This window comes from Variovorax sp. FG153, assembly GCF_057809595.1.
On record NZ_JBMDKG010000055.1, the window covers coordinates 1 to 13,504 of the forward strand.

Genomic DNA, 13,504 nt, shown 5'->3' on the forward strand with positions numbered 1-13,504 from the left:
CCCCCCCCCCCCCCCCCCCCCCCCCCCCCCCCCCCCCCCCCCCCCCCCCCCCCCGGCGCAGCCTCGGCTGCTCGCAAGGACACCCATGGACCAGCTCATCGTCTCGCTCATGAACGGCATCGTCTACGGACTGCTGCTGTTCATGGTGTCGGCCGGCCTCACGCTCATCTTCGGAATGATGGGCGTGCTCAATTTCGCGCATGCCTCGTTCTACATGCTCGGCGCCTACTTCGCCTACACGCTGCAGGGCACCATCGGCTTCTGGGCCGCGGTCATCGCCGCGCCGATCCTGGTCGGCCTCATCGGCGTGGTGGTCGAGCGCTTCTTCCTGCGCCGCGTGCACCACCACGGCCATGCGCACGAACTGCTGCTGACCTTCGGCCTGTCGTTCATCATCGCCGAGACCATCAAGCTGTTCTTCGGCAACTTCCCGGTCGACTACCGCATCCCGCCCACGCTCGACGTGCCGGCCTTCGCCATCGGCGGCGCGCAGTACCCGGCCTACCGCCTGCTGATGGGCGGCATCGCGATCGCGATGTTCGTGGCCATCTACCTGCTGCTCACGCGCACCCGCGTCGGCATCGTGGTGCGCTCGGCGATCTACAAGCCGCGCATGGCCGAGGCGCTGGGCCACAACGTGCCGCTGGTGTTCATGGGCGTGTTCGGCGTCGGTGCCGGCCTCGCGGGCCTGGCGGGTGCGGTGGCCGGTGCCTTCTACACCACCAACCCCAACATGGCGCTCGAGCTCGGCGTGATGGTGTTCGTGGTGGTGGTGGTCGGCGGCCTGGGCTCGCTGGGCGGCGCGATGCTGGCCTCGCTGCTGATCGGCGTCATCACCTCGCTGGCCGTGGGCATCGACCGCAGCCTGGCCGACCTGTTCGCGCTGGTCGGCGCGGGCGACTGGGCGCGCGGCGTCGGCGGGCTGATGACGCTCAAGCTCTCGAGCCTGTCGGCCACCATTCCGTTCGCGCTGATGCTCTTGATCCTGCTGGTGCGGCCGAGCGGGCTGATGGGCGAGAAGAACTGAGCGGGAGGGCCGAGACGATGAAGACCACCCTCTCCCTGCTCGCCGCCGGCGTCGCGCTGCTGCTGGCCCTGCCCTTCCTGCTGTCGCAGGGGCTGCTCAACGCGGCCATCCAGATGCTGATCGCCGCGCTGTTCGCGAGCGCCTACAACCTGCTGTGCGGCCAGGCCGGCATGCTGTCCTTCGGCCATGCGGCCTACTTCGGCGTCGGCGCCTTCGGCACCGTGCATGCGATGAACGCGCTCGGCGGCGCCGGCCTGCTGCCCACGCCGCTGATGCCGCTGGCCGGCGCGGTCTGCGGCCTGGCCATCGGCGGCATCGCGGGCTGGTTCGCGACCCAGCGCAGCGGCACCTACTTCGCGATGATCACGCTGGCCATCGCCGAGCTGATCCATTCGCTGGCGCCGCACCTCAAGGGCCTGTTCGGCGGCGAGGCCGGCGTGTCGACCATGCGCATGCCGGCCTGGGGCTTCGGCTTCGGCTCGACCACCGAGGTCTACTACCTCACGCTGGGCTGGGTGCTGCTGTCGCTCGCGCTGCTGTACCTCTACACCCGCACGCCGCTGGGCCGGCTGACCTGCGGCCTGCGCGAGAACAGCCACCGGCTGCGCTTCCTGGGCTACAACGTGCACGGCCTCGGCGTGCTGGTGTTCGCGGTCTCGGCCATGTTCTCGGGCATCGCGGGCGGGCTGCAGGTGGTGTCGAACGAATCGGCGAACTACGTGGTGTTCGATCCCGCGCTGTCGGCCGCAGTGGTGCTCAACACCTACATCGGCGGCGTGCAGGTGTTCCTCGGCCCGGCCCTGGGCGCCGCGCTCATGACCTTCTTCGGCTACGCCGTGTCGGACCTCACGCGCTCGTGGCTGCTCTACCAGGGCATCCTGTTCGTGCTGGTGATGATGTTCATGCCGGCCGGCCTCGCGGGGCTGGTGGGCACCACCGCGCGGCTGCGCCAGCGCTTCGGCCTGGCCCGGTTGCTGCCGGTGCTGGCGCTGTCGGTGGGCGCGGCGCTGCTGCTGAGCTTCGGCGGCGCCTTCGCGATCGAGATGCTGCAGCGCGCCTTCTCGCAGGACTACCGCTCGCTCGCCAACCTGCAACCGGGTGGCGGCTGGCCGCCGATCCAGTTCCTGGGCCGCGCCTGGCTGCCGCTGTCGTTCGCGACCTGGGCCGTGCCGCTCGCGCTGCTCGCTGTCGGCGGGCTGCTCGCGCGCTTCGCGCGGCAACGGCTGCGAACCCTGGCTCAACGCGAAGCCGAGGCTCCCCTCGCGGCGCAGGCCGCGCCCCTCGCCGAGCGCACCGGAGGCGCCGCATGAACGACCCGATCCTGAGCATCCGCGGCCTGCGCAAGTCCTTCGGCCCCACCGAGATCATGCGCGGCGTCGACCTCGACCTGCTGGGCGCCGAGCGCCATGCGCTGATCGGCCCCAACGGCGCGGGCAAGTCCACGCTGTTCCACCTGATCTCGGGCCAGCTCGCGCCGACGGCCGGCAGCATCCAGTTCGACGGCCAGTCGATCGCCGGGCGCACGCCGCAGGCCATCAACCGGCTCGGGCTCGCGCGCTCGTTCCAGATCACCAACATCTTTCCCAAGCTCACCGTGTTCGAGAACATCCGCCTCGCGGTCATGCGCCGCCATGGGCTGCAGTACGTCTTCTGGCGCTTCATCGACCGCGACCGCGCCATCCGCGAGGAGACCGAACGGCTGCTCGAACTCGTGCGCCTGAACGCGCGCGCAGCGACGATCGCGGGCGAGATGGCCTATTCGGAACAGCGCTCGCTCGAGATCGCGATGACGCTGGCGTCCGACCCGAAGGTGATCCTGCTCGACGAGCCGATGGCCGGCATGTCGACCGAGGAAACCCACTACACGGCCGAACTGATCCGCGAGGTCACGAAGGGCCGCGCGCTGATGATCGTGGAGCACGACATGGACGTGGTGTTCTCGCTGAGCGACCGCATCAGCGTGCTGGTCTACGGCCAGGTGATCGCCACCGGCACGCCGCAGGAGATCCGCGCCAATGCCAGCGTGAAAGAGGCCTATCTCGGCGAGGAGGTGGCGGCATGAGCACGACCGATACGCTGCTGAGCGTCGAGGACCTCCACGTCCATTACGGCAAGAGCCACGTGCTGCACGGCGTCGACCTGCGCGTGGGGCGCAACGAGGTCATCAGCCTGCTCGGGCGCAACGGCTCGGGCCGCTCCACCACCATGAAGGCCATCATGGGCCTGGTGCCGCCTTCCGCGGGCAGCATCCGGCTGCGCGAGCGCGAGCTGGCCGGCGCGCGGCCCTATGCCGTGTGCCGCGCCGGCATCGGCTACGTGCCCGAGGAGCGCGAGGTGTTCGCCAACCTCACGGTCGACGAGAACCTGCGCATGGGCGAGCAGCGCGCCGTGCCCGGCGCGCACCGCTGGACCGTCGAGCAGATGTTCGACTACTTCCCGCGCCTCAAGGAGCGCCGCAACACCAAGGCCGGCAGCATGTCGGGCGGCGAGCAGCAGATGCTGACCATGTGCCGCTCGCTGCTGGGCAATCCGCTGCTGATGCTGATCGACGAGCCCACCGAGGGCCTGGCGCCCAGGATCGTGGCGCAGGTCGGCGAATGCATCGTCGACATGCACCGCAAGGGGCTGTCGGTGGTGCTGGTCGAGCAGAAGCTCGCGATCGCGCTCAAGGTCTCGACCCGGGTCTGCGTGATGGGCCACGGCCGCATCGTGTTCGAGGGCACGCCGCAGGCGCTCAAGGCCGACCAGCAACTCGTCTCGGAGTGGCTCGCGGTCTGACGCGGCGCCACCCCTCCTTCATCCCTTCCACACATCCCATGGCAAGCACCCAAGACAAGGTCATCATCTCCTGCGCGGTCACCGGCTCGGTCCACACGCCGAGCATGTCCGAGCACCTGCCGCTCACGCCCGACCAGATCGCCGAGCAGGCGATAGAAGCCGCCGAGGCCGGCGCGGCGATCCTCCACCTGCATGCGCGCGATCCGGTCGATGGCCGCCCCTCGGCCGACCCCAAGGTCTTCGACCAGTTCGTGCCGCGCATCAAGGCCGCCACCGATGCGGTCATCAACATCACCACCGGCGGCAGCACGCGCATGACGCTCGCGGAGCGACTGGCTTACCCGCTGCAAGCCAAGCCCGAGATGTGCTCGCTCAACATGGGCTCGATGAACTTCTCGATCCACACGACGGCGCGGCGCATCGCGCAATGGAAGCACGACTGGGAGCAGCCCTACATCGAAGGCATGGAGGACCTGATCTTCCGCAACACCTTCCGCGACATCAAGCACATCCTGCAGGTGCTCGGCGAGGACTGCGGCACGCGCTTCGAGTTCGAGTGCTACGACGTCGGCCATCTCTACAACCTCGCGCACTTCGTCGACGAGGGCCTCGTCAAGGGCCCGCTGTTCATCCAGAGCATCTACGGCATCCTCGGCGGCCTCGGGCCCGATCCCGAGAACCTCGTGACCATGCGCGCCACCGCCGACCGGCTGTTCGGCCGCGACGGCTACCGCTTCTCGATCCTCGGCGCGGGCCGCCACCAGATGCCGCTCTTGACCATGGGCGCGGTGATGGGCGGCAACGTGCGCGTGGGCCTCGAGGACAGCCTCTACATCGGCCGCGGCCAGCTCGCGAAGTCCTGCGCCGAGCAGGTGCGCAAGATCCGCCGGATCCTCGAGGAGCTCTCGCTCGAGATCGCGAGCCCCGACGAGGCGCGCGCGATGCTGGGCCTCAAGGGCAAGGACGCGGTCGCGTTCTGAGCCCCGCTCCCCTTTTTTTCTTCATTCATCGGGAACAGCAATGAACAAGACACTGGACGGCCGCGTGGCCATCGTCACCGGCGCGGGCAGCGGCCTGGGCCGCGCCCATGCGCTGGCGCTCGCGCGCCATGGCGCGCGCGTGGTGGTCAACGACGTGGCCGGCGCGCATGAAGGATCGCCGGGCCGCGCCGTGGCTGACGAGATCGTGCGCGCGGGCGGCAGCGCCATCGCGGACGGCGGCGACGTCACCGACTTCGCGGCCATGGAAGCGATGGCCGCGCGCGCCGTGGCCGAATGGGGCCGCATCGACATCCTCGTCAACAACGCCGGCGTGCTGCGCGACAGGAGCTTCTCGAAGATGACGCTCGAGGACTTCCGCCGCGTGATGGACGTGCACCTGATGGGCAGCGTGCATGCGGTGAAAGCCGTGTGGGAGACCATGCGCGCGCAGCGCTATGGCCGCATCGTGATGACCACCTCCTCCTCGGGCCTGTACGGCAACTTCGGCCAGTCGAACTACAGCGCGGCCAAGATGGCGCTGGTCGGCCTGATGCAGACGCTCGCGCTCGAGGGCGAGCGGCAGGACATCCGCGTGAACTGCCTCGCACCCACCGCCGCCACCGCCATGACCGAGGGCGTGCTGCCGCCCGAGGCGCTGGCCCGGCTGCAGCCCGACTACGTGAGCCCCGGGCTGGTCGCGCTGGTGGGCGAGGACGCGCCCACGCGCACCATCCTGCTCGCGGGCGCTGGCAGCTTCGAGAGCGCCCACCTCACGATGACGCGCGGCATCTTCATCGACGGCAGCGACTACACCGCGGCCGAGGTCGCGGCGCGCATGGACGAGATCCGCGACCGCAGCGACGAGCGCGTGCCGGGCACGGGCTTCGAGCAGTACCAGTGGGAGCTCTCGAAGGCCGGCTTCGAGGTGCCGCTGCCGCACTGAGGGCCGCCGCTCAGGGTTTACGCGGCATGGGTCGCGCACACAGGAACGCCGCCTGCTGTGTCCGGCCCGCACATTGGATTCGGGACCCGCGCGCGAGAGACTGTGCCGCGTCCCAAAACCAACGACATCGGAGACCCATGACATCCAGCCATCGCGACATCGTCCTGGCCGTCGCCGCCTGCATCGCCGTCAGCGCCACGCTCGTGGGCTGCGGCGGAGGCGGTGGCGGCAACGGCTTCCTGCTGCCCATCTCGGGCAACCCGCCGCCCGCGCCCCCACCACCGCCGCCCCCGCCACCCGCGCCGCCGCCATCGAGCGCCGCGCTGAGCTGCGAGCAGTTGCCGGGCCTGAGCGTGCCGGCCGCGGCCATCGGCCTGCCGACCTCGGGCGCCACCGTCACCGCCACCAAGACCGTGCCGGCCGCCGGCACCGGCGTGGCCGCGCTGCCCGAGTACTGCGAGGTGTCGGGCAAGATCTCGCCGGTCGACGCCAGCGCGCCCGACATCCGATTCACCGTGGCCCTGCCCACGAACTGGAACCGCAAGGTCGTGATGTTCGGCGGCGGCGGCTTCAACGGCAGCATTCCCAGCGTCAAGGGCAACGTGCCCAACGGTCCGGTCGACCAGCCCGTGCCGCTGGCCCGCGGCTATGCCACCTTCGCGAGCGACTCGGGCCACCAGGCCAATGCACTCGGCTCGCAGGACGGCCGCTTCGGCCTCAACGACGAGGCCGTGCGCAACTTCGGCGGCGATGCGCTCAAGAAGACGCACGACGCCGCGCTCGCGATCGTCCAGGCACGCTACGCGGCCAGCCCCTCGAAGTCGTACTTCGCGGGTGGCTCCACCGGCGGGCGCGAGGCCGTCACCGCCATCCAGCGCTGGCCCGCCGACTGGGACGGCGCGATCGCCTGGTACCCGGCCTGGAACGACGCCGCCGCACTGCTCGGCGGCCACCGCATGAGCCGCGCGCTCGCGCAGCCCGGCGCCTACCCCAATGCCGCCAAGCGCGAGCTGCTCTACAACGCCGCCATGGAGGCCTGCGACGCGCTCGACGGCGTGGCCGACGGCCTGATCAGCAACCAGACGCTGTGCAACGCGCGCTTCGATCCTGCCACCGCCATGCTCAAGGGCGCGCCCGTGCGCTGCGCGGGCGGCGCCGACACCGGCAACAGCTGCCTGTCCGATGCGCAGATCGCGGCCATGAAGAGCATCAACACCGCGACCAACTTCCGCTTCGCGCTGGCCAGCGGCGAGACCCAGTACCCGGGCTACAACATCTGGGGCGCCGATCCCGGCATCAGCACCTGGACCTCGCCGCTCGAGCCCACCGTGACCTTCCTGGCCTTCGGCAGCGCGCAGCCCACGCGCCCGATGCCGGCCAACGCGCCCTACATCAGCGTGCTGACCGACCAGTGGATCAAGTACTCGGTGACGCGCGACGCGAGTTTCGACTCGCTCTCGCTCGACCCCGAGGACCCGGGCCCGTGGGCCAGCCGCATCAGCGCGCTGAGCACCCAGCTCGACGCCAGCACCGACATCTCGGCCTTCAAGGCGCGTGGCGGCAAGCTGCTGCTCGCCCACGGCCTGGCCGACGTGCTCGTGAGCACGCGCGCCACCGAGCAGTACTACCAGCGCCTGCAGTCGCGCTGGGGCCCGTCGGAGGTCGACGGCTTCGTGCGCTACTACGAGGTCGCGGGCCTGGGCCATGCGGTCAGCAGCGTGTTCAACGCCACCTGGGACTCGCTGACCGCGCTCGAGGGCTGGGTCGAGAAGGGCACCGCGCCGAGCAACCAGGTCACGACCGACACCGCCGGCGTGCCGGGGCGCACGCGACCGCTGTGCGACTACCCGAAGTGGCCGCAGTACAAGGGGTCGGGGGACGTCAATCTGGCGGGGTCGTTCCAGTGCGTGAATTGAGGCGCTGAGACCCTCCAAAAAAAAAATGGCCCGATGTCGGGCCATTTCTGCGTGGAAGCGGTTGTCGGACTCAATAGTTGCTCATGATCGAGAACGCGTACAGGTCGCCGCAAAGAACGCCCTGGCATTGCGCGGAAGCCGAGTAGATGATCTTCTGCGCCGGCTCGGACGAACCCGGGCCCGTGACCCTGTCGGTCCCCGAGGCGTAGTTGTCGATGAAGAAGGCCCTGCCGCGGCTCGCGTTGTCCTTCAACTGGGCCAGGAATGCCGACGCATCGGCGGGACGATCGGCGATCCAGTAGCTGAACTTCGGCGTCTGAGCCTTGTCCTTCACGTAGAAGGCCTTCGCCTCGCCGCTCTTCAGGTAGGCGATGAAGTTGAACCGGAATCCCCGCGCGCCCTGGGCATTGAGCTGCGCGATGAAGTCGGCATCCTTTCCTGCCCTCGACAGCATCTCGTACTGGAAGGCCCCGTTGCCGGCATTCTCGTAGACGCTCTGGATGTTGAAACGACCGTCCGGCAGCGGTGCGAAGTGTTTTTCCCCGACGTATCGATTGCCCTGCGCGCCCTTCGCATTGAGCTGTGCCAGGAATCCATCGAGGCTCACCGGATCGTTGTTGGGATCGGTATTGGAATTGTTCCTGCGCAAGCTCGTTTCCAGGGTGTAGCTGTACCAGGCACTCACCGCGCTGTTGCGCTGCAATGCCCCGTCGTTGATCAGCTTGAAGCCATGGGCACCCCGGGCATCGATCTGCGTGAGGTAGTCGGCCTGCGACAGCCCCACGTCCAGGAATTCGACGATGTACTTGTCCGTCGCCTTGGTGTCCTTCGACAGCACATGCCTCGGATCGTTCTTGAAATTGGGCGAGGTGAGCCAGCGGAATCCCTTGCTCCCTTCTGCGTTCAACGCGGCGAGCAACTTCACGGGATCGAATTCATTGGTCAGCAGCTCGAAGTCCAGCGACAGGGCGGGCAGGACGGGATCCTGCGGCACCGGATCGGGATTGGTGGCCGGTGGCGGTGTGTTCGGCGTGACCGCGATGGGCGCGATCGGAAAGCCGCCGCCGCCTCCACCACCGCCGCCTCCGCAGGCGGTCAGCGTGGCGAGCAGCGCGATGCCGAGCGCGCGGTATGTGTTTTTCCTCATCCTCTTTCTCCTCTTGGTTTGTTTTGCGAATTGCTTGGGGAGATGCATCCCCGGAGATCGCATCGCCCCCTGGGGATGCCCCGCGCGTCGGACAGACGACTCCCCGAATGCGCTTCGGGGAGCGTCAGAACGGGCGCTTGTTACTTGAACCGAGCCGCGAGAATGGGCCCGTTGCTGCGAGATGCCTCGGGCTCCATCCAGGTCGCCGCAATGGAGCCATCCGCTTGCACGTCCAGCGAAGTGCTTGCCGCTGGCGTGGCGCCCGTGGCGCCTACGCGAACCGTGGTGCGCCATCCTTCACCGGCTACGTAGCGTCGGGCGAAGGTACCCTCATCTGCTCCGCCATAGCCCGATTTGAAAACACCCCACAGCGCCATCAAGTTGCCATTGCGATCCGCCACCAGGCTGGGGAGGCGATTCTGGAAATTGGCGCCATTCGCCGTACTGACGGTCGTGACCGCCTCCCAGCCCGCGCCGGGCTTGTACCGGCGATAGACAAGGTCGCTACGGTAGTTGGAAGCGTCCTGCTGCTGCCAGATTGCATGGAAGTTGCCCGCGCCGTCGACTGTCAGCGCCTGGTTCATGGCATCGCCCGCATCGTCGTTCTCCAGCGGGGCGGGCGCAGTCCAACTGCCGCCCGGCGTTGCGAGAGCGCTCCACCACAGGTCGAAGCGGTACCACGTGCCCGAGGGAACGAAGGTGTTCCACAGCGCCATCACCTGACCCGCGCTGGAAACGGCGAGCTTCGGGGCGTAGGGATCGCCCAGTCGAGCGGCGCCCAGCGACACCGCCGGCTGCCAGCCACTGCCGGCTTGATAGCGCGCGACCCATACTGGCGCGTCGCTGGATCTCTGAACCCACAGCACATAGGCATTGCCGGCAGCATCTACGGCCACCTGCGGCTGCTCGGCCTGGTCGTAAGTGCCGATGTTGGCCGAACTGCCCAACCGGACCGGCGCCTGCCAACCTCCAGCCGGCGTGAAGCGGGAAGCCCAGATATCCGAATTGCCGTACTGCGTTTCACGCTTGCCCCAGACGGCAAAGGCATTTCCGTCGGCATCGATCGCAAGCGACGCGGCAAAGCCTGTGTTCATCGTGCGGTCCAGTCGTGTCGGCGTTTGCCAGCCGGTGCCCTTCACGAAGCGCGATGACCAAACTTCAGCGCCTGTGTTGTCCAATTGCAGCCAGACGGCCAAGCCATTGCCCTGGCTGTCGAAGCGAATCTGCGGAACCAGGGCCTGGTAGTTTCCGGGCGTACTCAATCTGCTGGATTCGCCCCAAGCGCCACTCGCGTTCTGTACCGCAGTGCGGATCTGGAAAGCGCCGGCGACCTGGCTCGCCCAGATTGCCACCGTGTTTCCTTGGCCATCCAGGGCAGCGACGATATTGCCAGGGTTGTTCGCCCCCGATTCGAGCTCGTGCGGGGCTTCCCAGCTCCCATCGGCCGTCCGGAACGACCAGGACTTGTCGGCAGCCAGGCTATTGCCCGCCAGGTCCTTGAGACCCGTCCCCGCCGTCACCGTGTAATTTGCCAGCAGATCCAGCGCCTTCGTCGGAGCGAAGGAAATCTTGTTTTTCGTGGCGTCGTAATTCAACGCGCCCGAAACCGCAACCCCCAAACGGGTAATGCGCAGATTGTTGTCGGTCACCGTCGTTGCCAGCAGGGCTTCGCTCAGGGTGGCCGAGATCTCGGTGTTGCGGGGAACGTCGGTGCTGGCTGTGGGATTGAAGGCCACGACGCTTGGCGGTGTCGTGTCGGCCGCGGGCGCCGGTGCGGGCGCAGGTGCCGGGGAAGGTGCCGGTGCAGGAGCCGGGAACAGAGGGAAGCCTCCCCCACCACCACCGCCGCCACCACCACCGCACGCGGAAAGCAACGTCGCCACGCAGGCGACGGCCAATGACTTCTTCAACATGAAGGCTCCTCTTTGTAATTCGAAAACCGCGCCTCCCTCTCCGGAGCGCGTCGCAGATGTTAATCGCGTAAGTCCATGTCATTAATCCGGTGTGTGCAGATCAACGGATTTTTCTTATCTATTGCAAGCTGTCTGTTTGCAATAAACAACCAAACAGGCACCCGGCGACAAACCCGAATTGACGTCGCTCGGGGGCAAGGTTTGGGTCGACGTGCGATTCAGCCCGGCCGCTTGAAGCGCTCGCGCGCCGCCTCCACCGCCGCGCGGCAGGTACAGCCCTCGATGTGGTCGTTGACCAGCCCCATCGCCTGCATGAGCGCATAGAGCGTGGTCGGGCCGACATAGGTCCAGCCGCGCTGCTTCAATTCCTTCGACATGCGCTGCGACGCCGGCGTGGTCGGGTTGGCGCGGTAGTAGGCGATGTCGACCACGGCCGGCCGGTCCTTCGGCGCGGGCTCGAAGCGCCAGAACCATGCCCCCAGCGAGCCGGCCTCGGCGACCAATTCCTGCGCGCGCTTCGCGTTGTTGATCGCCGAGACGATCTTCGCGCGGTTGCGCACGATGCCTGCATCGGTCATCAGCCGCTCGATGTCCTTCTCGCCGAAGGCCGCCACCTTGTCGATCTCGAAGTTGGCGAAGGCGGCGCGGAAGGCCTCGCGCTTGCGCAGGATGGTGATCCAGGCCATGCCCGACTGGAAGCCCTCGAGACAGATCTTCTCGAACAGCGCGCGGTCGTCGCCCACCGGGCGGCCCCACTCGTTGGCGTGGTAGTCGGGCATCTGCGGGTGCCAGGCGCAGTGGCGCCGGCCGTCGGCGGACTGGATCAGGCCGTCGTCGTCGGCGGGAGAGGCATCGGGTGCAAGGTCCATGGGGGTGGCATTGTCGCGAAGCGCGCTCGCGCGTGCCTCGCCGATTCCGGTCTTTCTATTCGCGCCGGCTCGCGCGCAACCGCTCGGCCACATCGCGCATCGCCCACGCCCCCACCGAGGCCATGAAGCCATCGGCCGCGCGCAACTGATCCGCCGCGATCCACTCGTCGGGCTGATGCGCCTGCGCGATGAAGCCCGGCCCGCACACCACCGTCGGAATGCCGGCCTGCTGGAAGAAGCCCGCCTCGGTGCCGAAGGGCAATTCGGCTTCGGGCCACAGCGCGCCGAGCGCGCGCGCGATCGCGACCGCCGGCTCGCTGCCCCGCGCCGACAGCGCGGGCACGCCCGCGACCTGCTCGGCCTCGACCTTCACGCCCGCGGGCAGGGCCGCGAGGATGCGGCGCACCGCGGCGCGCACGCGCTCGGCCGCGGCTTCGTCCTCGGGGCGGAATTCCCACAGCACCTCGCAGCAACCGGGCACGATGTTGATCGCGCTGCCACCGTCGATGCGCCCGACATTGAGCGTGGCCACCTGCCCTTGCCGATCGAGGCTGCGGCGCAGCCGCGCGAGGCGCGTGACCAGATGCGCCGCGGGTTCGATCGCGCTGGCGCCGAGCGAGGGATCGCTCGAATGCGCGGCCAATCCGCTGAACAGCGCGCGATGGCCGAAGAATCCGCGGTGCCGCACGCCGATGCGCATGCCGGTGGGCTCGCCGACGATCGCGAGCGCGGGCGCCTGCACGCGCGCCTCGAGGCTGTCGACGAGGCGCGGCACGCCGAGGCAGCCGATCTCCTCGTCGTACGAGAACGCGAGATGGATCGGGCGCTGCAGCCTGCCGCGTTGCCATGCGGGCACGGCCGACAGGCAGGCCGCGATGAAACCCTTCATGTCCGCCGCGCCACGGCCATGGAAGCGACCCTCGCGTTCGACCAGCGCGAAGGGTTCGGAGCGCCACGACTGCCCCGCCACCGGCACCACGTCGCTGTGCCCCGAGAGCACCATGCCGCCAGCGACGTCGGGTCCGATGCGGGCGAGGAGATTCGCCTTGTGCCCGTCGTCGCTGCGCACGAGGTGCGCATCCACGCCGTGCGCCGCGAGGTAGTCGGCCACCCACTCGATCAGGTCGAGGTTGGAGCGCTGCGAGGTGGTGTCGAAGGCGACCAGCGCGCGCAGGATCTCGACCGTGGTCATGCCGGCCCTATGCGGCCAGGCCGATGCGGATGCGGCGGTTGTGCTGCCCCTTGTTCTCGATCTTGAGGATGCGCAGCGGCGCCGACTGCGAGGTCTTCGTCAGGTGCGTGCCACCGCAGGCCTGCCGGTCGAGGCCCGCGATCTCGACGATGCGCGTCATGCCGTCGTCCTGGCGCGGCGGCGCGACCGAGCGGCTGCGCAGCAGGCCGGGCTCGCGTGCGAGCTCGTTCGCATCGAGGTAGAGGACGTTGACCGGCAGGCCGTCGCCGATCAGCGTGTTGAGTTCGGGTTCGAGCGCGCGCAGCGCGTTGTTGTCGGCCGCGGGCAGGTCGAAGTCGATGCGCGCCGTGCCGTCGGCGGCCATCTGCACGCCGGTCACCAGCGAGCCCTCGAAGCGCTGGTAGACCAGCGCGTTGAGGATGTGCAGCCCCGTGTGCAACTGGCTCATCAGGAAACGGAAGTCGGGGTCGACGTTCGCGAGGACGCGCTCCCCGGATTCGGGCGCGGCCTCGCCTTCGGCCAGGCAATGCCAGGCATTGGCGCCTTCGGTCTCGATGCGGTCGACGCGCAACGCGCGCCCCTTCCACTGCAGCGTGCCGCGGTCGCTCAACTGGCCGCCACCGCCGGGATAGAAATACGAGCGATCGAGCAGCACGGCGTCGGGACGACGCGCGATGACGCCGGCTTCGAAGCGCAGGCAATCGGGTTCGAGATGGCAGAGATAGGGTGACATCGGATC

At 68.5% G+C, this 13,504-nt stretch carries 12 protein-coding genes; 7 read left to right on the plus strand and 5 right to left on the minus strand.

The features are described 5' to 3' along the window. Positions 1-85: 85 nt before the first annotated feature. The 7 genes from ACODT0_RS36080 (at position 86) to ACODT0_RS36110 (ending at position 7,644) form a co-directional block, all read left to right on the plus strand. On the plus strand, positions 86-1,027 hold the full coding sequence (locus ACODT0_RS36080) for a branched-chain amino acid ABC transporter permease (protein ID WP_208509039.1): 942 nt from the start codon (positions 86-88) through the stop codon (positions 1,025-1,027). A gap of 17 nt (positions 1,028-1,044) precedes the next feature. Continuing rightward, positions 1,045-2,337 (plus strand): branched-chain amino acid ABC transporter permease, encoded by a 1,293-nt coding sequence (locus tag ACODT0_RS36085; RefSeq protein ID WP_489043446.1) that lies wholly within the window; start codon positions 1,045-1,047, stop codon positions 2,335-2,337. Next, positions 2,334-3,089: an ABC transporter ATP-binding protein gene (locus ACODT0_RS36090; protein ID WP_057594875.1), complete on the plus strand. Its 756-nt coding sequence runs from the start codon at positions 2,334-2,336 to the stop codon at positions 3,087-3,089. The genes ACODT0_RS36085 and ACODT0_RS36090 overlap by 4 nt, the downstream gene beginning before the upstream one ends. Then, positions 3,086-3,805: an ABC transporter ATP-binding protein gene (locus tag ACODT0_RS36095; protein WP_057594876.1), complete on the plus strand. Its 720-nt coding sequence runs from the start codon at positions 3,086-3,088 to the stop codon at positions 3,803-3,805. The genes ACODT0_RS36090 and ACODT0_RS36095 overlap by 4 nt, the downstream gene beginning before the upstream one ends. A gap of 38 nt (positions 3,806-3,843) precedes the next feature. Next, positions 3,844-4,785, plus strand: a complete 942-nt coding sequence (gene kce / locus ACODT0_RS36100) for a 3,5-dioxohexanoate:acetyl-CoA acetone transferase (protein WP_489043447.1) — start codon at positions 3,844-3,846, stop codon at positions 4,783-4,785. 40 nt (positions 4,786-4,825) lie between these two features. Beyond that, a complete protein-coding gene (locus ACODT0_RS36105) occupies positions 4,826-5,728 on the plus strand; it encodes an SDR family NAD(P)-dependent oxidoreductase (protein ID WP_489043448.1) in 903 nt (300 codons plus the stop codon). A 137-nt stretch (positions 5,729-5,865) separates the two neighbouring features. Next, the gene (locus ACODT0_RS36110) at positions 5,866-7,644 is read left to right on the plus strand and encodes a tannase/feruloyl esterase family alpha/beta hydrolase (RefSeq protein WP_489043449.1); all 1,779 of its coding nucleotides are present in this window, start codon (positions 5,866-5,868) and stop codon (positions 7,642-7,644) included. Positions 7,645-7,714: 70 nt separating this feature from the next. Here the strand turns inward: ACODT0_RS36110 and ACODT0_RS36115 are convergent, their stop codons facing one another. From ACODT0_RS36115 to ACODT0_RS36135, 5 genes are all read right to left on the minus strand, one after another. Further along, positions 7,715-8,839, minus strand: coding sequence for a hypothetical protein (locus ACODT0_RS36115; protein ID WP_489043450.1), 1,125 nt, complete (start codon positions 8,837-8,839; stop codon positions 7,715-7,717). Positions 8,840-8,931: 92 nt separating this feature from the next. Further along, on the minus strand, positions 8,932-10,704 hold the full coding sequence (locus tag ACODT0_RS36120; protein ID WP_489043451.1) for an Ig-like domain-containing domain: 1,773 nt from the start codon (positions 10,702-10,704) through the stop codon (positions 8,932-8,934). A gap of 218 nt (positions 10,705-10,922) precedes the next feature. Next, on the minus strand, positions 10,923-11,573 hold the full coding sequence (locus ACODT0_RS36125; RefSeq protein ID WP_489043452.1) for a DNA-3-methyladenine glycosylase I: 651 nt from the start codon (positions 11,571-11,573) through the stop codon (positions 10,923-10,925). A 55-nt stretch (positions 11,574-11,628) separates the two neighbouring features. Then, positions 11,629-12,765 carry an acetylornithine deacetylase gene (gene argE, locus ACODT0_RS36130; protein ID WP_489043453.1) on the minus strand — a complete coding sequence of 379 codons (1,137 nt, stop codon included), beginning with the start codon at positions 12,763-12,765 and terminating at the stop codon, positions 11,629-11,631. A 7-nt stretch (positions 12,766-12,772) separates the two neighbouring features. Then, positions 12,773-13,498 carry an alanyl-tRNA editing protein gene (locus tag ACODT0_RS36135; RefSeq protein ID WP_057592810.1) on the minus strand — a complete coding sequence of 242 codons (726 nt, stop codon included), beginning with the start codon at positions 13,496-13,498 and terminating at the stop codon, positions 12,773-12,775. Between the last annotated feature and the right edge of the window lie 6 nt (positions 13,499-13,504).